The organism is Chitinophaga ginsengisegetis (genome assembly GCF_900168065.1).
In the GTDB taxonomy this organism is placed as follows: Bacteria; Bacteroidota; Bacteroidia; order Chitinophagales; family Chitinophagaceae; genus Chitinophaga; species Chitinophaga ginsengisegetis.
Genome location: NZ_FUZZ01000002.1, coordinates 1 through 18,595 on the forward strand (window position 1 = coordinate 1; position 18,595 = coordinate 18,595).

Here is an 18,595-nt window from a genome sequence, read left to right on the forward strand (position 1 = left end):
TAATGAATTTGGCTATTTAAGCCTGATTACCGATGCCTATTCCCGCAAGATAGTGGGCTTCGATTTCAGGCTGGATCTATCTGCCCAGGGATGTTTGAATGCATTAACGATGGCTTTATCACAGCGTAACACTCCCTGGCGGCAGCTGATGCATCATTCCGACAGAGGAAGTCAGTATTGCTGTAAAGAGTATGTGGATTTATTAACTGATAACAAGATCACTATCAGTATGACTGAAAACGGAAGCCCATATGAAAATGCACTCGCTGAAAGAGTCAACGGTATCATAAAAGCGGAATTTAACCTGTATTGCCGCATGAATGGTTTTGAGCAAATGAAGGAAATTATCAATAAGACCATTACAGCATATAATTCAGCCCGGCCGCATGGAAGTTGTGATTTTTTAACGCCATTGCAGGCACATGAGCAAACCGGAACGTTAAAAAAAAGATGGAAGAATTACAAGAAATTATCAAATACCAAGCTCCAGCATATATGATTGTAAAACATTATCAGGATTACCAGGACGGAATATCAGGACTATTTCTTCACCGTATATGTATATCAGGACGAGACATTTTACCGGGCATAGTGTATAGGGAGTGTATGGGAAGTGTATCATGAGTGTATGGGGAGAGTATAGGGACTGTATAGGAACTGTATAGGGAATACGACACATATACGACTCCTAAGTATCCAAGAAGTAACCGAGAAGTATCCAAGAAGTAACCCACACATCCGCCTGCTCTTCCTTAACAAACCGGAAAATTTAATCCCGGTCTCCATTTCTGCCGAAATTACCCCAAATTGCAGCCTAATCCAGCAATCATAAACATTGAACGCAACAAACGAAAAAACTGAAGAAAAAAGCCTTAAAAGAGGATTACAGAACAGGCATATCCAGCTGATTGCCCTGGGCGGCGCCATAGGCACCGGCTTATTCCTGGGCATAGGCCCGGCAGCCGTACTGGCAGGCCCGTCTGTTATTTTGGGCTATGCACTGGCCGGTATTATTGCTTTCTTTATTATGCGCCAGTTGGGCGAAATGGTGGTGGAAGAACCGGTATCCGGCAGTTTTAGTCATTTTGCCTATAAATACTGGGGCTCGTTTGCAGGTTTTTCTTCGGGATGGAATTACTGGATTCTTTATATCCTGGTGAGCATGTCGGAACTGACTGCCATCGGCGTATATGTGCATTTCTGGTGGCCGGAGATCCCGCTATGGTCTTCCAGTCTTTTTTTCTTTATTGCTATTAATGCGTTAAACCTGAGTTCTGTTAAAGTATATGGAGAGGCAGAGTTTTGGTTTTCCATCATAAAGGTAGTGGCGATCATCGCCATGATCGTTTTTGGTATTTATTTACTGATAAGCGGAAGCGGCGGTGCGCAGGCCAGTATTCAGAATCTCTGGAACGATGGCGGATTTTTCCCGCGGGGACTATTGCATGCCGATGGTAAAGGCGGTTTCCAGGGATTGTTTGCAGCCATTGCCCTGATCATGTTTTCATTTGGCGGGCTGGAACTGATTGGTATCACTGCCGCAGAAGCGGACCAGCCGGAAAAAACAATTCCAAAGGCCACCAACCAGGTGATTTACCGTATCCTGATCTTTTACGTGGGTGCGCTTGTTATCCTGTTTTCTTTATCGCCGTGGAAAAGTATTACTACCGACAGTAGTCCCTTTGTAATGGTATTTGAGAGCCTGAAGGGATTCCAGTTTTCTCTTTTGGGCAAAACCATCTATTTCACCAGCCTGATTGCAAATGTGTTAAACCTCATCGTTTTAACCGCGGCCCTTTCCGTTTACAACAGCTGCGTATACAGTAACAGCAGGATGTTGTACGGTTTGTCGAAGCAAGGCAATGCACCCGCATTTCTATCTCAACTAAATAAAAATCATGTTCCTGTAAAAGCGATTCTCGTATCGGGATTGTTTGCTGCTATCTGTATTGTGGTAAATAAAGTGATCCCTGAAAAAGCGTTGGAGGTGCTGATGTCGCTGGTGGTGTCTTCACTGATCATCAACTGGCTGATGATTACCGTGGTACACCTGAAATTCAAAAAGAGTAAACGGGACGCGCAGATCCAAACAAAATTCCCTTCCTTTATTTACCCGGTGTCCAATTACATTTGCCTGGTGTTCCTGGTGGGTATCCTGATCCTGATGTGGATAACGGGGATGAAGCTGCCGGTAGAACTGATCCCGGCATGGGTGGTATTTTTGTATGTTTGTTTTTTGCTGGTGAAGAGGAATAAAGTCAGGAGGGTGATACCATCCTGACCCATCACTACTTCATCACCTGGTTAAATCCGTACCGCAAATTGATACTCGCTATAAAAGCGCTGAAAGGGTCTTTCTCTTTCAGGTAATTATCAATGCCTGCTTCCGCCACAATCCAGATGCTTTTCGCAACCCTGAATTCGGTACCGAAATTGAACAGCAGGGACTTTTCCAGGTTATCATAGTTTTGATACTTAAACTGCGTTTCCGCAAATCCCCTGAAGCCGGAGGTGCCCAGGTAGTAGCGTACATTCACCGTTGCATTGATGAAAGTACTGTCTTTAAATTCAGACCGGGGCAGGCTAAAACTACCACCCAGCAACAGCTGACTGTTTTTCCCGATGCCCAATGCCCAGGTGAGCCAGGTGTTGAAGGAGGCGAAGCCGGTGTTTTTAATCAATGAATCGCGGGATTGTCCTACCCATGCAATGGCTCCATCCAGGCGGGTAGCGTTCCAATGTTCGCTTTTAAACTTTTCTATCAGGTCATCTACTGCTGCATAATATTTCTTTTTATCGGTGTCGTATCCTTTTTTAAAGGCATCGTAGCTGGCCTGTAAAGCGGTATCCGGATTTTCTTTGAGATATGCTTCTGCTTTATTTTCTGCGAAATCCCAGAACTCTTTATCGTGCTCTACTCCATACTGCGCGCGCTCTGCGGGTGGCACTTCCTTATGTACAATAATGATCCAGTTATTTTTAAATTCCCGGAGCGCTAACTGTGCCTGTTGTTGTGCAACAAAAACAGCTCTTCTTTTTGCAGCATTCAGTAACAGGTCGTCTTTCTTCCTGACAATAGAAAACCGGTAGCCTACGGCCAGTTTAGAGGATACATTCCCGGAGTCAACGATCGCACCGATACTAAAGGAAGAGTTGTACCAGAACTTCCTTTTGCCATAATCTTCCAGTGTCCAGTTTTTGCTGGCCAGTTTACCGGGAGAAAATTCCACCGCGAAATTTCGCGGGATCACGCCCGGGCTGTTTGAATAAAACGGGGATAAACTGAGCGCAAATTTTTGAATATCCGAAGGGCGTAACAGATTGGAAGGATCCGCTCCCAATGCTTTAAATGCCGGCATGTCCGGCACGGAAAAGTTTAGCAGGTAATGCTCGGTGCTGTCTGTTTTAAATTGCGCAGATGCCTGAAAAGAAATCAGGGATAACAGCATACATATTTTTCTCAGTGCTGACATACATGTGTTTTAAATCAATCCTGTTTAGCGATTAACTGCAGTAAAATATCTTCCTGTTTGCCGGTAACGTCTGCACCTAATGTAGCGGTGGCGCCATAGCCAACCTGATCGCTGCCTATTACTTTGGCGGTATTGAAATCGTCGCCCTGCAACACGCTTACCCTTAATTTATAACCGTTGTCGTCCTCATACTTCCTTACCCTGAAGGAAATATCCAGTACTCTTTTATCAAAATTTATTAGTGGTTCACCGGGTTTGTAGTCGTTTTGAACGAGGTAATAATCCGGTTGCGGCAGTTCGTTGCTGTTTTGCCGGAGGGGCTTTGTTAATATGGGCAGTTCATCGGCGGTGGCCGCCCACATCTGGTAGATGTAAGTAATAAAGTAGATGCCGGTCATTTCTATCCTTATCCAGATTTTTCCGCCATCAGGGTCATAGGCTACCTTTTTCATGATATACAGATTAGGACCTAAAAATAGATATTCTGGCGAGACAATGGTATAAATCTTACTACTTCTTAAAAAAAAGTGCTTAACAAAGGATTAACCAATTACACTACTCACCCGGCTGTAACACCTTTAAACACAGGCATCTCAATAAAAAACGCTTACAAAAATCCCTGCCTGTAATCACAACACCGGCTACTTTTTTGCCAACAAAAAAAAATACTTCCAAAATATATTACCCAAAATGAGAATTGGCTTGTCTTAATTATAACGATTCACTTTTCCGGAAAAGAAGTTTCGAATCTAAAAACTTAAAACAACAAATAATGGAAATCAGAGTGCGTCAGCAAGTTTCTTTTATTGAACAACATCTTAAAATTTATCTTAAATCTAACAAAATGATTTTGAGAGTTCTGACTTTTCTATTTTATGTCTTTTTAGTCTCCAACCATGCATCGCATTTATCAGTTAAAAACCCATCTGATTTTACTATCGTTAATGATGATTATGAAGCAATTGCTTTTTATTTAAACAATGTGTCCGGTATAAATTCCACTATTACATTCAGTCCTGCAGCAGCAACGGAATTTAGTACAACTACATCATTCAATATAAACAATGAAATAGAAATTGAGTGTATCAAGGGGAACAGTTGGAATTCAAAGCGGGTATACCTGATAAAGTTTAAGCGAGTCGTCAATAAACAGATGCGTTTACAGGTAATAAAAGATAATAGTGAGTTATATAGAGACAATAGTGGGCTATACAAAGATAATTGCGAGTTATGTAGGGATAATAGTGGGTTATGCAAAGATAATAGTGAGTTATTTAGAGATAATAGTGGGCTATGCAAAGATAATAGTGAGTTATGTAGAGATAATAGTGGGCTATATAAATATAATAGTGAGCTATGGAAATACAATAGTGAGTTGTGCAAAAACAAAATCGGGTTATATAAGGCTAATATTGGATTATGTAAAAATAATAGTTGGCTATATAAAGAATCATCTTGCAAAAAGATACTCAAACAATATAAAACAAGGGACAACAAATCATTCAATCTGATCACACATAGATTTCTCACCGTTTAGTCAGCATTAAATAATGCTAAAAAACAATTGATTAATTATTCACTTTAATTAAACAGGGAATCATATGTCTGACCACAACAACAACTTCAACGAAAGTTATGGAGAAATAAAGCGGCGGATTGAAAAACGTTTTTCCACGTTCGACCGTGAAGATGTAAAAGATGCGATAGGAACCGCCATACTGGCTATTTTCCTGAGAAAAAATGATGAGGCTATTTACAATATAGAAAATTATCTTATGAATGCGACAAAATTCAGATTAATCAATGAAGTTAAACGTAAAAAAGGGACTAAGGCAAAAGAGCGGTCAGTTACCCATGCTATGTATGATTCGGCAAACCCAAAAGTAGAAATAGATCCCTGGGACCGCGCATACTATACAGAATTCATACGGGAAAACATTCACAGGCTAACAAACCGGCAGCAGGAAGTGATCCTCCTTACGTTGGAAAATAAGACTATGAAAGAAATTTCCATAGAATTAAAGGTGAGCGAACACACTGTTAAAAAACATATGGACAATGCAAAGAAAATACTTTGCTCCGTTTTCAAATCGAAAGAAGCCGATTTCTTCACTCAATAATATACCTCCATTTATGCTGAAAATTTCAGATCTCGCAAGCTTGCTGTTAAAGTTTCACCAGAAAAAACTAACAGATTACGAAAGGCAACTCCTTGATAACTGGAAGAGCGAATCTGCTTTTAATCAACAGAAGTATAACGAAATCACTAATCCGGAACTAGCTGAAAAGAAAATGCAACTATTACTTGACACAATGGGAAACCCACGCCCTTACCCGCCCGGGAAAAGAAAACGCAGTTATAAAACAAAGAAGAGTAAAAAATGGGGCTTCCATATGTCCTGATCACTCAAAATCTTTGTGCGTTCTTTTTGTGGAACCAGCCCTGCTAAAAGTAAGAACTGTATTAAAGGCAACAGTACGCCTTTAATACAGTTCTTTTGTTTTATGTTTAAAATGCCCTGTCCGCCCCGTTTCCCTCCAAAATGATTACCTTTTTATAAAAAAGTCCGGATTTCTTTTTCTGCTGCTGACATAAGGTTGTCATACCCGCCTGCTACTTTTACATCAGACAATAAAAATTTCATCCTAAAACAATCCATATGAGCAACACAAACATTTTAAGAGGATTTGCCACACTGACCTTTTACGCAGCAGACCACGAAGCCGCAAAAAAATGGTACACTGAGTTAACCGGTATTCCTCCTTACTTTGAAAAGCCCGGCTATGCAGAGTTTCGCCTGGGCGACTATCAGAACGAACTGGGTATTATCGACAGCAAATATGCGCCAAAATCAGCCGGCAACGGACCCGGTGGGGCTGTTATTTACTGGCATGTAGATGATATCCAGGCGGGGTTGGAAAAATTACTGCAACTGGGAGCTACCACCTTTGAACCTGTTACAGAGCGGGGACATGGATTTGTTACAGCCTCCGTGGTGGATCCTTTTGGCAATATACTGGGCATTATGTACAATCCTCATTATGTGGAGGTATTGAAAGCCAACGAAAAATAACACCACCGCCGGTCAGGGCTTCTTTCCCAACCGGCTTTTTTTATTTATAATTATTTTCCGGGAGATAGACCGGCAGCAGCTATTGCTGTAATGCAATCACAGCGCTATCTTTCGTAAAGCGGGTGTCCTTTACGGCGCCGGTGCCATTGAACCGGTATTGCACACCAACAATGCCGGAAGGCGGATTGGCAATCGTGAGTGCCGCGGCGGCGCTGTCGTTCACAAAAAACTGCATATGCCTGTCTTTTGCCACCACACGGAGTTTTACCCATTTTGTCAGGTCGGCGCCAAATTTTGAGAGGTCGGTATTCCTGCTGTTGATGACAGTGCCGGCGGCAAACAGGGAGAGATCCCCCACGCATCCGGGTGCGCACAGCGGGATGGAGATCAGGTCATTTTTGCACAGGATCAGCACCTCTACGCGCTGACAGGCAGCGGTGCCCTGCTGAAAATCGCTTTTCAGGGTTGTTTCAAAAGTAAAGTGATCCGTTTTTATGTCGCCGAGGGGTTGTACATTATAGAAGCGCAACGCAGGAGGAACGGGTTGCAGCGGAACGTGATACGCCGACAACAATGCTTCGTCCACTTCTATTCCGTTTCCTTTTGCTACTTCGCTTTTCCGGAAATACAGCGGCGTACCCGGCTCCTGTTCTATCATGGCGAGCCAGCCACCGGAGCCGATCATCAGGTCGTGTTCCTTTATGATCTGCTTATTCACCATTAATTTCGCCTTGAAATAACCCGGCTCATAGTAAATAGCCGTGTATGTTTTTTCTTTTGCAGATACAGGTATTTTCCTCCTGATATCCCAGGTTTGCACAATGAAAACAGAATCATTCCCTGCTGCGGCGGCGTTATAATTGAAAATAACAGAATTGGGTACGCCATCCGCTACCACTTTATTGGAGCTAAAGGAAAAAGCGGTTGTATCAAGTGGTTTCCCCGGTTTGGTATTGGATAACAGTAAGGCATATACGAGGATTCCCAGCGGTATCAGGCCCAGCAACCAATAAGTCCATTTACTACGTTTCCGCGGCGTTGCAGTGGAGGCATCGCCAGGCGCCGTATTTACAGACGTGATATCATCACCTGGTAAAAGCCCGGTGGTTTCATCGCCGGTTGCCGCAATTGTACCGGGCCCCGGCAACAAGGTAACGAGGCGTTTAAACTCCCGCCAGTCCGCATACCCGGCAAACTGCGCCAGGGTGTTCAGCGTGGTGGTGGCGGGCATATTGGTGTACTTCAGTTTTCCCCACAGCCGTTTCAGGGTGGTAACACTCAATATTACCCCGGTGGCTTCTTCTATAGCTGCACTTAGTTTTTCAAAATCATAGCTGGTCCATTCACTGGCGTCGCCCCGGTTTAACCGGGCTTCTGCCAGCTCCAGACACTTTCGTATATAATTAATCTCAAAACTATTATTCATTCCCTGGTAGTCTGTTACAAGCTTGCACGGATTTGCACACACTTGATGCGCCAATGATTCGTCCTGAAATTAGTTATTATTCAGATTTGCTGCAGCATTTAAAATTAAAAATACTGGTCATGACAAAAATCCGCATCGCGTGCTTATTCCTATTGCTTCCATTATGCGTAGCAGCACAAAAAAAGAAACCTGGCCAACAGGAGGTTATCAAGGTACCGCTGGAAGCCGGGCACTGGGCATTCCAGCCCGGCACCGTGGAATTTATCACCTATAAATCGGTGCCGGCCATGAAGCTGTTGCACTCCAACGACACTGTAGTGCTGAAAGATCTCGACTTTACCAACGGTACCATTGAATACGACGTACAAGCCACCTCTCCTTTCACGTCGTTCTATTTCAGGCGTATGAGCCGGAAAGAGAATGAGTGTTTCTATTTCCGTATGCCCTCTTCCGGTAAAGGCGATGCCGTACAGTATGCACCGCATATCGATGGTATTAACCTGTGGGATATGCTGGATCAGTACCAGTCGGTAGCCTGGTTTTCCAACGACGACTGGAACCACGTGAAGCTGGTTATTTCCGGCAAACAAATGCGCGTGTATGTAAACGATACCTCCCGCCCCGTGCTGGAGGTACCGCGACTGGAAGGCAACGCCTGGCATGGCGGCCTCGCATTCGACGGACAGGCAATCATTGCCAACCTGGTGGTAAAACCGGATCAAACGGAGGGATTGCCCCCCGGTGAAGGCATTGATATCACCAACAATGACGCTTCCTATCTCCGCACCTGGCAAATTTCCCAGCCAATGAATACCCCCGAAAAGATTGATTTCAGTATGGCATGGAAGCCCGGCACGAATGCACCCTGGGAAACCATCCGGGCCGAAAGAAGAGGACTGGTCAACGTAACCCGCAAATTTGGCAGCGCTGAAAACCGCGCCCGGCGCATTGTGTGGCTGAAAACAAATATCCGCTCCGCCATAGCGCAAACCCGGCAGCTACACCTGGGCTTCAGCGACGAGGTATGGGTTTTCATAAACGGAAAGTACCTGTATGTAGATAAAAACCGGTACGGTTCCCCGCTGCTGAAGCAGCCGGATGGCCGTTGCACCGTGGATAACGCGTCCTTTCCCCTCCCATTGGTAGCCGGCGACAATGAAGTACTGATTGCCCTGGCCAACGATTTTTATGGCTGGGGAATAATGGCCAAACTGGACAAGTTTGAAGATATGACCTTCGACAAATAACCACTCCTTCCGCCAGGCAGCCCCCGTGAGGGTTGCCTGGCTTTACGGGGATTACCGCATTCCCCGTCTCTCCAGGAAAAAAATACCCGGAAAACACCGCTCCAAAAATATCATGCAGAAATAAGTACTTAAATAGTGGAAGTTTATTTTGTTTCCAATAACTTTAGGTACCATGAAACAGACATTGGCAGATACTGAGCTGACCGGGCCGGTACAGCAAATGAAATATGCTACCACAGACCCCGATGGCAAATATTACGGGTACGAACTCTCCTTTTTTGATGAGAAAGGATTATTGCTCAAATGGGAAGATTATACCGCCGGCCATGAATTGGATAAAACCCTCGTTTATACTTTTGATGACCAGGGAAACCTGCTGGAAAAAGCGCTGACCTCCGCAGCGAAGGGGCCTATCTACAAAAACAGCTATTTTGAAAACGGCACCCTGAAAGAATGCACCGAATACTATGGGGAAGATACCTTCTACACCCGGTATGATGAAGCAGGCAATGTGCTGGAGCAACTGGAAAACAACAATCCCCTGCCCGTAGAGGAAGACCCCTACAACGAACAATGGGAAACCAATACCAGCACGGATGACGATGGCTGCCGGATAGAAATTACCCGCTACTATTCTTTTGATGCGCTGATGGAAATCACTAAAAGTAAGTATAACAGCCGGCAACAATTACTGGAAGAATACAAATTCCAGGACGCCGACAGTTTGGCCGGTAACCAGGCAGTAGAAACCATCATTTGCCAGTACAATGAACACGGACATCTGACCGCGAAAATATCCGACAAGGTTACCGCCACCGGTACCGTGGAAAGAACGGTGCACCGGTATGAGTTTACCTACGACCTTCATCATAACTGGATAGAAAAAGTGGAAATCATGAACAACAGGATAACGGATTATAAAGACAAAGTCCGTTTTATCCGCCGGAGAGAGATTTTATACGCTCCATAAAATTTGCGCACATGCTATCTAACCGTCACCAGATCTTTATGGAAGTGGCCCATCAGAAAAGCTTTTCAAAGGCCAGCCAGGCGTTGTTTATTTCACAACCGGCGGTAAGCACACATATCAAAGGGTTGGAAGAACAATATAAAACCAAATTATTTGAAAGAAAAGGTTTGCAGATAGAACTGACAGACGCCGGTCAGCTGCTGTACAACCGCCTGCTTACCGTACGCCATATACAACAGGAAACCGAGTTCGATATTTCCGTGATCCACGACCAGCAGCAGGCTACCGGCATGCTCAACCTGGGTGCCAGCACCACCGCAGCGCTGTATATATTACCCAAAGTAATGTCGGCTTTTCACCGCGAATACCCGCTGGTAGATATTTCCCTGCTCAACCGGAACAGTGAAATTGTATTGCAGGCACTGCTCGACAAAGAAATTAATATAGGCGTTACCGAAGAAAAAGGACAACTGAGCAATATTACCTACCAGCCTTTCCTGAAAGACCAGATAGTGGCCGTATGCAGCCACGACAACCCCCTGGCCCGTAAAAAGAACTACCCGCTGAAAGAAATCCTGCAGATGCCCGTAGCCATCCGGGAGCGCGGCAGCGGCACCCTGGAAGCGCTCAAAAAAGGGCTGCAGAAAAGTAAGATCCGGCTCAACGACCTGAAAATAAAAGTCAGGCTGGGAGGCACCGAAGCCCTGAAAAACTTCCTGCTGGAATCCGGCTGTGTAGGATTCCTGTCTACCCGCTCCATCGCTAAAGAGCTGCAACACGGCGAATTAACCATCCTCTCCTTCGAAGGGCTGCGGATAGAACGTAGTTTTTATTTCATTCAACGCAAAGGCGAAACCAGCGACCTCAACAAACGCTTCATCAAAATGGCCAGATCCATTTATAATTATTAATTATAGGTCATAATATTTTCATATAGCCAGGATTATAAGCTATGGGCTACATTTGAACCATACAAAATAACCTGTTGACATGAACATGCTTTTTTATTACGACGAACTGTACAAAGCGGCTGTAGAAAGAATTAACAAGCTGGTAGATATCTCTGTTACCCAGAAGAATGCGTTAATCCAGCGGCTGAAAAGCCAGGCTCCATTTCTCGCCACCACTACCGAAGATATAGACCTGGTTGCCCAAAGAATGATGAATTCCCTGGGAATGGTATTATGTCCGGATGCTGCAGCAGATTTTGCAGGAGGCAGCAAGCTCCTCGAAATGGAGATGCTGAATAATGGTGAATAACCTCCTGCGTCCCGAACGGAATATTACTGTACCGGCGGAAAAGGCTCCGCCATTCCCCGCTCAAAAGGTGTGAACGGTTCCCCTGCGGCCACACGGGCCGGCCAGTTTGGATTGGCGAGTGCAGCCTTTCCGAGCGAAATAAGATCCGCATGTCCTTCCGTTAATGCCCTTCCGGCCACGGCCAGTTCTTCCATGCCGCCGTTGGCAATCACCGGCCGTTGAACAATACGTTTAGCCATGCCCGTAAGTGTTTCCCCATGTGCATAGGCGCCCAGTTTTTCCCAGGTGCTGCCTTCTCCTGAAATATGAATATAATCCGGTGATACCTTTCTTACTTCTTCAAGTAGTACTGCTGCCGTAACAGCGCCATCCGGCCAGCGATACGTGAAGTTATTCACTTTGCCTTCCGAGAGGCGCAGCCCGATAATAAAATGCGGAGGCACTGCCTGCCTGATCGCAGTGATGATTTCCGCGATAATACGGAAACGATTCACCACAGATCCGCCGTATTCATCCTCCCGCAGATTGGTGTATTCCGTTAAAAACTGGTCCGGCAGATAGCCATTGGCGGCATGCACTTCTATGCCATCAAATCCGGCGGCCACGGCGTTGACAGCCGCCGCGGCATATCCTGCCACTGCGGTGGCGATGTCTTCGGGTGTCATGGCGGCCGGAATCGGGAAAGGACCATCGCCGCCACCGTAGGAGCGCAGCTTACGCCCCAGCGGCGTTACCACGGAAGGCGCCAGCGTATGCGATAAATGCTGCGATAACGCGCCGGCATGCATCAGCTGCGCAATGAATAAGCTGCCGTGTGTTTTCACTTTCACTGCCAGCTCCTGCCAGCCGGCCACCTGTTGTGGCGTTACCAGCCCTGGCTGATGCGGATACGCCTGGCTGGCCACCGCATCGGTATATAATCCTTCGGTGATGATGATCCCAAAACCACCGAGGGCAAAACGTTCGTAGTAAGCGTTCATAGCTGCAGTAGGAATGCCCTGCAATGTAGCGCTGGTACGACTCATAGGCGCCAGCACCACCCTGTTCTTTACAGATTGCTGCGCCAGCATAACAGGCGCCAATACCGGGTGTGTTGTCATATCTAAAACTTTAGTGCAAAGTTGTGCACGCAGCTCCTCCAAAACAATAACAAATGGTAAGAAATCTATAACGGCTCCTTTGCTATTTTACGACGTAAACGGCTCAATGACTCAGGGGTAATACCCAGGTACGCCGCTACCTGGTGCTGGGGCAGGCGTGTTTCAAGAAAAGGATACCGGCTTACAAACCCGCGGTACCGTTCTATGGCAGGCTTCTGCAGCGACAGGATACGACGTTGCAACGCGATGTAACCCCGCTGGGAAATAATGCGGTAATACCGTTCCACTGCCGGGATATCGTTAAACAGCTGCTCCAGTTGCTGCCGGGTGATACGCAACACCTCCCCTCCTTCCAGCACGTCAATATTAAAGAGGGATGGCTGACCGGACAGCATACTGTCCAGATCCGTGATCCACCAGCCTTCCACGCTGAACTGCAGCACATTTTCTTTCCCCGTGGCATCTTTTTCATACTGACGGCAACAACCTTTCAGCACAAAAAATTCGTAGCGGCAAACATCGCCCTCCCGCAACAGGAACTGGCGGCGGCGTGTGCGCACAGATTCAAAATAGCCGGGAATACGTTTAATATCAGCGTCGCGCAGCGGTACATGTTGGAGAATACTATCTGTCAGCAATTTCATGCTCCTTGGTTATTCTTCAAAGATAGCCCTGTGCAGGAACGTCTCAAAGAATAATCTTTTGCGATCCCATCTTCCCGAAAAAATACTGGAAACTGATCATTACATAACGCTGTAAAGCATTTACCTGTTTTGTTTCTGTATAGGTAGGCGTAGTGATATTGGAGATATTGGTGTTATTATTAAAAAGATCATTCACCCTGCATTTCAACTTCATCTGTTCTTTCCTGCCAAAACTATAGGCCACCGCACTGTTACAAACAAAGTAACGGCGTTGGTCCGGCGCCGTTACCTGCGAATTATAGTGATACGCCATATCGCCCGACAGCTCCAGCCGTTTAACGGGGATCAGCTCCCACTGCATGTTAAGGCGTTGCGTGTTATAATTAACGTTATCAATACCAGGCAGGGAATAAACGGTGCTATTCACATCTATATTTACAGCAGGCGATATGGTCAGCCATTCTTTATAAGCAACGGAAAAATAAACACCAGCGCCGGCAGCCCACCCATTGGAAATATTTTTTTCACCGGCCACCAGGCCAACACCCCGGTTCCTGTTTATGTTAACATTAATACCATTGTTGAACGTCCAGTTGTTCCTTTTCTTTTGGAGATTGATATTTCCATATACCATCATTCTCCACGTACCATTCACATTCTGAAAGGTACTGATTTGTCGTCCCAGGGAATCATAACGCTGATCCGCCACAATTTCATTGCGGGCAAGGGAGCCATTGCCACTAAGATTGAAAGTAAACCCTGTTACCGGCTGATAAACGAAAAACATCAGCGACAGGTTTTGGGTGAAAGTGCCTTTCAGCAAAGGGTTGCCGACCTTCATGAACAAGGGGTTGGTATTATCCACTACGGGCGACAACTGCTCTGCCGAAGGGGCGGAAGAAGAAATGGAATAGTTGGTAAACAACCGTCCGTATTTACTGACGGAATAATTTAATTGCAGGTTGGGCGCAAATTGTTGCTGATGGATCTTAATCACGGAGTCCAGCCACAGCAGCCGGTTTTCCTGTTGCAAAATCCGCATACCGGTATTCAGCGCAATGCTGAGGCGGTCGCCTTTCCAGGCCAGCTGCACAGAAGGCGTATGGGTAAAACTTGAATTTTTATTACTGCTGGATAACGCACTATCCCGCATACCATATTTACCGGACGCGGGATCTTCTTCAAATACTTCCCGGAGTTGTTTGTTGTAAGTGGTACCCAGCGTGTAGTCTAATGCCAGCACAAAGCCATGCCCAATGGCCGCCGACAGGTTAAATGTAAAATTATTATTAAAGCTGTTTTCCCTGGAGCTGATATATTGATTTAAAGAATCCTGCTGACTGATGCTATTGTTGGTATAAAAATTATTGACCGTATTGTTATATTCAGTTTGTTTTTTACTGCCGGCATCAAACCGCCAGGTGGTGTTGAGGTTCAGCTTGCGGTTACGGCTGGTTTTGTTGAAATTGATTTCACTGCCGCCGTTGCGCGTATGTGCTTCCCCGTTATTCCGCGAAGAGAGTGTATTCAGCAGGTCGCCGGTGGGGGTTTCCGATAAGGAATGCGACTGCAATGTATTGCTGTTTTTCCCGATAGCCGCGTTGGTCCTGAATGTCCAGGTGGTTAGTGAATCCTTTTCATAAACAAGACTGGTATACAGCTGATGCTGGCCGTTCCTGGTTACTTCATTATTGGTACTTTGATTACGGAAACTGTTATCCGGCAATAAATTGAGCCGGTCGGTGGCAGCTGTTTTTGTGTTTTTAGTGTTATTATAGCTGTAGTTACCGTCCAATGTGAGCTTTTTACCGGCTTTTGTGTTGATGTTGATGCTGCCGTTTTTGTATTCCGGCAAGCCTCCTTCTCCGCCGCCGCCCATGCCAGTGGTGGATATCGCTGTTATGCCGCCCGGCTGATCAGCAGCATTCTTTGCAGCCGCCATCACGCTGATGCGTGTAGGATTACGCATAGAGCTGATCATGCCATCTGCAAGGTAACGGTCACGACTACCCGCACCGGCGGTTATGTTTCCTACGATGCCGGTGTTTTTATCTTTTTTAAGTACGAGGTTAACGGTTACATCTTCCGCCGGGGGCTTCACTGCAAGGGAGCGCTGGGAGGCGAGGTCTTTGGTGGCGGTTACTTCTACCTTATCAATAATTTCCGCGGGCAGGTATTTGGTGGCCGCTTCTTTATTATCTCCAAAAAATTCCCTGCCATCTACTTTTATTCTTGTTACTGATTTCCCGTTCACGGTAATGCTGCCATCATTGCCTATCACTACGCCGGGGAGTTTTTTCAGCAGCTGCAATACGCTGGCATTTGCAGCCAGTTTTATGGACGAAGCATCAAATTCCAGGGTGTCGTTACGAAGTGTAAAAGGTGGTTTGGCAACGGTTACCTCTACGGCTTTGAGTCCAATAATTTTGGGGTGCGTGGTATCCGAAGCTGTTACCGGCAGGCTGTCCGCAGCCCGCCCCTGTGCAATTGCGCAAGGGGCGGTTACGAAACATCCGGCAAGGAAAAATGCAATCCCGGCGGCGTATAGTGTTTTCACGTTTGTTTAGTTACTTTCCGGTACCAGTACGGCGCGGATATAGTTAGCATTGTTAAAATATTTCACAGCGGTTTGCTGTAAAGTTTCCGGTGTGATTTGTTGTAGCCGGTCCTTTATATCCGGCTGTTGCAAAGGTTCCTGGTTCAGGAGCGTGGAAGCGATATAATTCAGCCAGAATCCGTTTTCTTTAAACGCCCGTTCCACGCTGCTTTTATAGCCGGCCTTATATTTTACCACATCATCTTCTGCCACGCCTGTTGTTTTCAACTTCATAATTTCACTGTTAACGCTAAGGATCAGGGTTTCCACGTTGCGCGGGTCGCAGATAAAATTAATGCCAAACATATATTCACCGGAAGGTACTTTGCGGGTATTGGCATTTACATTAACGCTGTATACGCCTGCTTCCTGTTCGCGGAGCCGTTCTGTAAGACGGATATTAAGCACCCCTGCCAGTGCTTTCATCTGGTCGCTGGTGGTGATATCGTACGGAAAGGAACCGCTGAAAGCGAGGGTAACAATTGCCTGCGGCTCTTTACCGGCTACCACTTTTTTCACTACCCTGCCCTGCGGATAATTCAGCTGAAGATCCTTTACATTTTCCTGTTTATGTAAAGCCGGCAATGATCCAAGGTACCTGACCAGCAATGGTTTGATGCTATCGGTGTTAAAGTTGCCAACAAAAGTGAAGGTGAAGCCGGCGGCATCTGCAAACCTGTTTTTATAAATGGCCAGTGCCTGATCTGCATCGAGCAGGTTCAGTTGTTGCTCCGGCAGCTGCATCTTACGGAAGTGATAATTAGCCATTACAGCGTTGAGGGTATCGCTGTATAGTTGCCGCGGCGCTTTGTTGGCATTGGCGTACGACAGCCGCGCCTGCTCAATCATATTGCTGAACATCACCGGGTCTTTACGCGGACTGGTAAAATACAGGTATACCAGTTGCAGCGCGGTTTCCAGGTCTTCATCAGCAGCACCGCCGGAGATGCCTTCTGATGTTTCGCTGATGAATGGCGATACCGACACATTTTTCCCGGTGAGTAGTTTGCGTAATTCCGCCTGGGTCATATCTGATACGCCGCTGGCACTAACGAGTGAGGCAGCGATGCTGGCGTTATAAAAATCAGCGTCACTTACCTGTGATAAACCTCCGCGGCTGAAACCATTAAATAAGATTTCATCTTTTTTAAAGCTGGTTGGTTTCAGCAGCACTTTCAGTCCGTTGCTGAGTTCCAGGGAAGTGATGCCCAGGTCTTTGATCACTTTCTCACTGATGATAGTACCCGGTTGCGGGGCACTGTCGAGCAGCGTGGTACGCAGTACTTTTTTATCTTCATAGGCAGCGATGGACGCGGTGGCAGCTTCGTTCATCCATTGCAGCACGGTGGCTTCCGAAGGAAGGGAGTCTTTCTGTTTGTCGTTGGCCACCAGGATAAGATCACGGTCGGTGTCCTTAAAGTAGGATTGTATAACAGCATTAAAACCCTTCAACGTGAGCGTGTCGGTAATGGCTTTGTACAAGGCGGTTTCATATGCGCTGCCCGGACTTGCTTCACCTTCCAGGAAGTGTTTTACATATTCCCTTACATACGATTCCGAAGGGGTTTTATCCCGCTCCTTGTAGCTCAGGGAAACGTTGCTGAGGAAGGAGGTTTTTGCCCGTTGCAATTCTCCTTCGGTGAAGCCGTATTTCTTTATCCGTTGTATTTCCGTCCACCAGGCTTTGATGCCTTTTTCTGTTTCACCGGGCTTGAGTACTACTCTGCCGCTAAGGCCGCTGAGATTGGCCATCATTTTACCAAACCCTGCACCACCACTGAGGAAGGGGGCATTTTTTTGCCGTGCCACTTCATTCATACGATCGCTGACCATGCTGTTAAACAGGGATTGGATGAGGATATTGCTGAAATCCGTTTTTGTTTTAATGGTGGCTCCCGGCTGTTTGATGGTGAGTTCCAGGCGGGTGGTGGCCACTTCCGCATCTGTTACCGCCAGGAACTGGTTTTTACCGGTGAGCGGGATAGTGGTGTATTTACGTTCTTTCGGCTGCGCGGGTGAGCGCAGATCGGCGAACATAGCGCGGATGGATTTTTCTATCTGCGCCACATTTACATCGCCCACTACGATCAACGCCTGCAGGTCGGGCCGGTACCAGTCTTTATAAAAAGCGCGGATCTGTTCATGCTTAAAGTTCTTCAGTACTTCTTCCGTGCCTATCGGCAAACGGGAGGCGTACAGCGACTGGTTCACCGACAACGGCATTACTTTGTCCTGTATGCGTTGTGCGGAGCCCAGGCGTTGTCTTTTTTCTTCGAGGATCACTCCTCTTTCATTATCTATTTCCTCATCACTGAGGGTGAGTTCCTGTGCCCAGTCGCGCATGATCTGCATGGCATTACGGAAAACGGTTTTATCTTCCACGGATACCGGCAGCTGGTATACGGTTTCATCAAACCCCGTGTAGGCGTTAAGGTCTGCGCCAAAACGCACGCCTGATTTCTGGAGATAATTTACCAGTTCATTTTTGGGATAATGAGTAGTGCCATTAAAGGCCATATGCTCCAGGAAGTGCGCCAGGCCGCGCTGTTCGTCTGTTTCCAGGATAGACCCGGCTTTGTTCACCAGGTACATTACCGCTCTTTTTTCCGGCGTGGTATTTTTCCGGATATAATAGGTAAACCCGTTGGGGAGTTTACCTATCGTTACTTCCGGATCCATCGGCACTGTTTCACCGGTTTGTTGTGCATGGGCTATGCTGCCGGTAAAGGCAGACAATAGTATCCCCCATGCTGCAATGCTGCAACAAAATTTTATCATGATAACCGTTATTTTTTTAGAAGATGA

At 46.3% G+C, this 18,595-nt stretch carries 16 protein-coding genes; 9 read left to right on the top strand and 7 right to left on the bottom strand.

Features of this window, described 5'->3' with window-relative positions; translation table 11 throughout:
- Both B5Z18_RS13835 and B5Z18_RS13840 read left to right on the top strand, forming a co-directional pair.
- Nucleotides 1-499 (top strand): integrase core domain-containing protein (locus B5Z18_RS13835; RefSeq protein WP_143313593.1); only part of this gene is annotated, 499 nt, incomplete at its 5' end.
- Nucleotides 500-835: 336 nt separating this feature from the next.
- Nucleotides 836-2,281, top strand: a complete 1,446-nt coding sequence (locus tag B5Z18_RS13840; RefSeq protein WP_079470087.1) for an amino acid permease — start codon at nucleotides 836-838, stop codon at nucleotides 2,279-2,281.
- A 7-nt stretch (nucleotides 2,282-2,288) separates the two neighbouring features.
- On the opposite strand, the gene B5Z18_RS13845 is transcribed toward B5Z18_RS13840, so the two are convergent.
- Both B5Z18_RS13845 and B5Z18_RS13850 read right to left on the bottom strand, forming a co-directional pair.
- The gene (locus B5Z18_RS13845; protein WP_143313594.1) at nucleotides 2,289-3,473 is read right to left on the bottom strand and encodes a hypothetical protein; all 1,185 of its coding nucleotides are present in this window, start codon (nucleotides 3,471-3,473) and stop codon (nucleotides 2,289-2,291) included.
- 14 nt (nucleotides 3,474-3,487) lie between these two features.
- Complete coding sequence (locus B5Z18_RS13850; protein WP_079470089.1) at nucleotides 3,488-3,925, bottom strand: hypothetical protein; 438 nt, start codon at nucleotides 3,923-3,925, stop codon at nucleotides 3,488-3,490.
- Nucleotides 3,926-4,245: 320 nt separating this feature from the next.
- Between B5Z18_RS13850 and B5Z18_RS32515 the strand changes: the two genes are divergently transcribed.
- The 3 genes from B5Z18_RS32515 (at nucleotide 4,246) to B5Z18_RS13870 (ending at nucleotide 6,547) form a co-directional block, all read left to right on the top strand.
- The gene (locus B5Z18_RS32515) at nucleotides 4,246-5,010 is read left to right on the top strand and encodes a hypothetical protein (RefSeq protein WP_079470090.1); all 765 of its coding nucleotides are present in this window, start codon (nucleotides 4,246-4,248) and stop codon (nucleotides 5,008-5,010) included.
- A 64-nt stretch (nucleotides 5,011-5,074) separates the two neighbouring features.
- Nucleotides 5,075-5,593 carry an RNA polymerase sigma factor gene (locus tag B5Z18_RS13860; RefSeq protein WP_079470091.1) on the top strand — a complete coding sequence of 173 codons (519 nt, stop codon included), beginning with the start codon at nucleotides 5,075-5,077 and terminating at the stop codon, nucleotides 5,591-5,593.
- A gap of 540 nt (nucleotides 5,594-6,133) precedes the next feature.
- On the top strand, nucleotides 6,134-6,547 hold the full coding sequence (locus B5Z18_RS13870; RefSeq protein WP_079470093.1) for a VOC family protein: 414 nt from the start codon (nucleotides 6,134-6,136) through the stop codon (nucleotides 6,545-6,547).
- Nucleotides 6,548-6,626: 79 nt separating this feature from the next.
- Here B5Z18_RS13870 and B5Z18_RS13875 read toward each other — a convergent pair whose 3' ends face one another.
- Nucleotides 6,627-7,973, bottom strand: coding sequence for a hypothetical protein (locus B5Z18_RS13875; RefSeq protein WP_079470094.1), 1,347 nt, complete (start codon nucleotides 7,971-7,973; stop codon nucleotides 6,627-6,629).
- Between the two features lie 119 nt (nucleotides 7,974-8,092).
- Between B5Z18_RS13875 and B5Z18_RS13880 the strand changes: the two genes are divergently transcribed.
- The 4 genes from B5Z18_RS13880 to B5Z18_RS13895 all read left to right on the top strand — a co-directional run bounded on the left by B5Z18_RS13880 (nucleotide 8,093) and on the right by B5Z18_RS13895 (nucleotide 11,450).
- Nucleotides 8,093-9,220 carry a hypothetical protein gene (locus B5Z18_RS13880; protein WP_079470095.1) on the top strand — a complete coding sequence of 376 codons (1,128 nt, stop codon included), beginning with the start codon at nucleotides 8,093-8,095 and terminating at the stop codon, nucleotides 9,218-9,220.
- Between the two features lie 172 nt (nucleotides 9,221-9,392).
- Complete coding sequence (locus B5Z18_RS13885; protein ID WP_079470096.1) at nucleotides 9,393-10,190, top strand: hypothetical protein; 798 nt, start codon at nucleotides 9,393-9,395, stop codon at nucleotides 10,188-10,190.
- A gap of 11 nt (nucleotides 10,191-10,201) precedes the next feature.
- On the top strand, nucleotides 10,202-11,101 hold the full coding sequence (locus B5Z18_RS13890; RefSeq protein ID WP_079470097.1) for a LysR family transcriptional regulator: 900 nt from the start codon (nucleotides 10,202-10,204) through the stop codon (nucleotides 11,099-11,101).
- Nucleotides 11,102-11,180: 79 nt separating this feature from the next.
- The gene (locus tag B5Z18_RS13895) at nucleotides 11,181-11,450 is read left to right on the top strand and encodes a hypothetical protein (protein WP_079470098.1); all 270 of its coding nucleotides are present in this window, start codon (nucleotides 11,181-11,183) and stop codon (nucleotides 11,448-11,450) included.
- Between the two features lie 23 nt (nucleotides 11,451-11,473).
- On the opposite strand, the gene B5Z18_RS13900 is transcribed toward B5Z18_RS13895, so the two are convergent.
- The 4 genes from B5Z18_RS13900 to B5Z18_RS13915 all read right to left on the bottom strand — a co-directional run bounded on the left by B5Z18_RS13900 (nucleotide 11,474) and on the right by B5Z18_RS13915 (nucleotide 18,568).
- Complete coding sequence (locus tag B5Z18_RS13900) at nucleotides 11,474-12,550, bottom strand: oxidoreductase (RefSeq protein WP_079470099.1); 1,077 nt, start codon at nucleotides 12,548-12,550, stop codon at nucleotides 11,474-11,476.
- 65 nt (nucleotides 12,551-12,615) lie between these two features.
- On the bottom strand, nucleotides 12,616-13,194 hold the full coding sequence (locus tag B5Z18_RS13905) for a Crp/Fnr family transcriptional regulator (protein ID WP_079470100.1): 579 nt from the start codon (nucleotides 13,192-13,194) through the stop codon (nucleotides 12,616-12,618).
- Nucleotides 13,195-13,237: 43 nt separating this feature from the next.
- Entirely contained in the window at nucleotides 13,238-15,751 is a 2,514-nt protein-coding gene (locus B5Z18_RS13910) for an outer membrane beta-barrel protein (RefSeq protein ID WP_079470101.1), read from the bottom strand.
- A 6-nt stretch (nucleotides 15,752-15,757) separates the two neighbouring features.
- On the bottom strand, nucleotides 15,758-18,568 hold the full coding sequence (locus tag B5Z18_RS13915; RefSeq protein WP_143313595.1) for a M16 family metallopeptidase: 2,811 nt from the start codon (nucleotides 18,566-18,568) through the stop codon (nucleotides 15,758-15,760).
- Between the last annotated feature and the right edge of the window lie 27 nt (nucleotides 18,569-18,595).

Excerpts from the sequence above, each read along its gene's own strand:
- B5Z18_RS13845 (WP_143313594.1), bottom strand. The coding sequence starts at position 3,473 with ATGTCAGCACTGAGAAAAATATGTATGCTGTTATCCCTGATTTCTTTT.
- B5Z18_RS32515 (WP_079470090.1), top strand. The coding sequence starts at position 4,246 with ATGGAAATCAGAGTGCGTCAGCAAGTTTCTTTTATTGAACAACATCTT.
- B5Z18_RS13900 (WP_079470099.1), bottom strand. The coding sequence starts at position 12,550 with ATGACAACACACCCGGTATTGGCGCCTGTTATGCTGGCGCAGCAATCT.
- B5Z18_RS13895 (WP_079470098.1), top strand. The coding sequence starts at position 11,181 with ATGAACATGCTTTTTTATTACGACGAACTGTACAAAGCGGCTGTAGAA.
- B5Z18_RS13915 (WP_143313595.1), bottom strand. The coding sequence starts at position 18,568 with ATGATAAAATTTTGTTGCAGCATTGCAGCATGGGGGATACTATTGTCT.
- B5Z18_RS13870 (WP_079470093.1), top strand. The coding sequence starts at position 6,134 with ATGAGCAACACAAACATTTTAAGAGGATTTGCCACACTGACCTTTTAC.
- B5Z18_RS13885 (WP_079470096.1), top strand. The coding sequence starts at position 9,393 with ATGAAACAGACATTGGCAGATACTGAGCTGACCGGGCCGGTACAGCAA.
- B5Z18_RS13850 (WP_079470089.1), bottom strand. The coding sequence starts at position 3,925 with ATGAAAAAGGTAGCCTATGACCCTGATGGCGGAAAAATCTGGATAAGG.
- B5Z18_RS13875 (WP_079470094.1), bottom strand. The coding sequence starts at position 7,973 with ATGAATAATAGTTTTGAGATTAATTATATACGAAAGTGTCTGGAGCTG.
- B5Z18_RS13890 (WP_079470097.1), top strand. The coding sequence starts at position 10,202 with ATGCTATCTAACCGTCACCAGATCTTTATGGAAGTGGCCCATCAGAAA.
- B5Z18_RS13860 (WP_079470091.1), top strand. The coding sequence starts at position 5,075 with ATGTCTGACCACAACAACAACTTCAACGAAAGTTATGGAGAAATAAAG.
- B5Z18_RS13880 (WP_079470095.1), top strand. The coding sequence starts at position 8,093 with ATGACAAAAATCCGCATCGCGTGCTTATTCCTATTGCTTCCATTATGC.
- B5Z18_RS13905 (WP_079470100.1), bottom strand. The coding sequence starts at position 13,194 with ATGAAATTGCTGACAGATAGTATTCTCCAACATGTACCGCTGCGCGAC.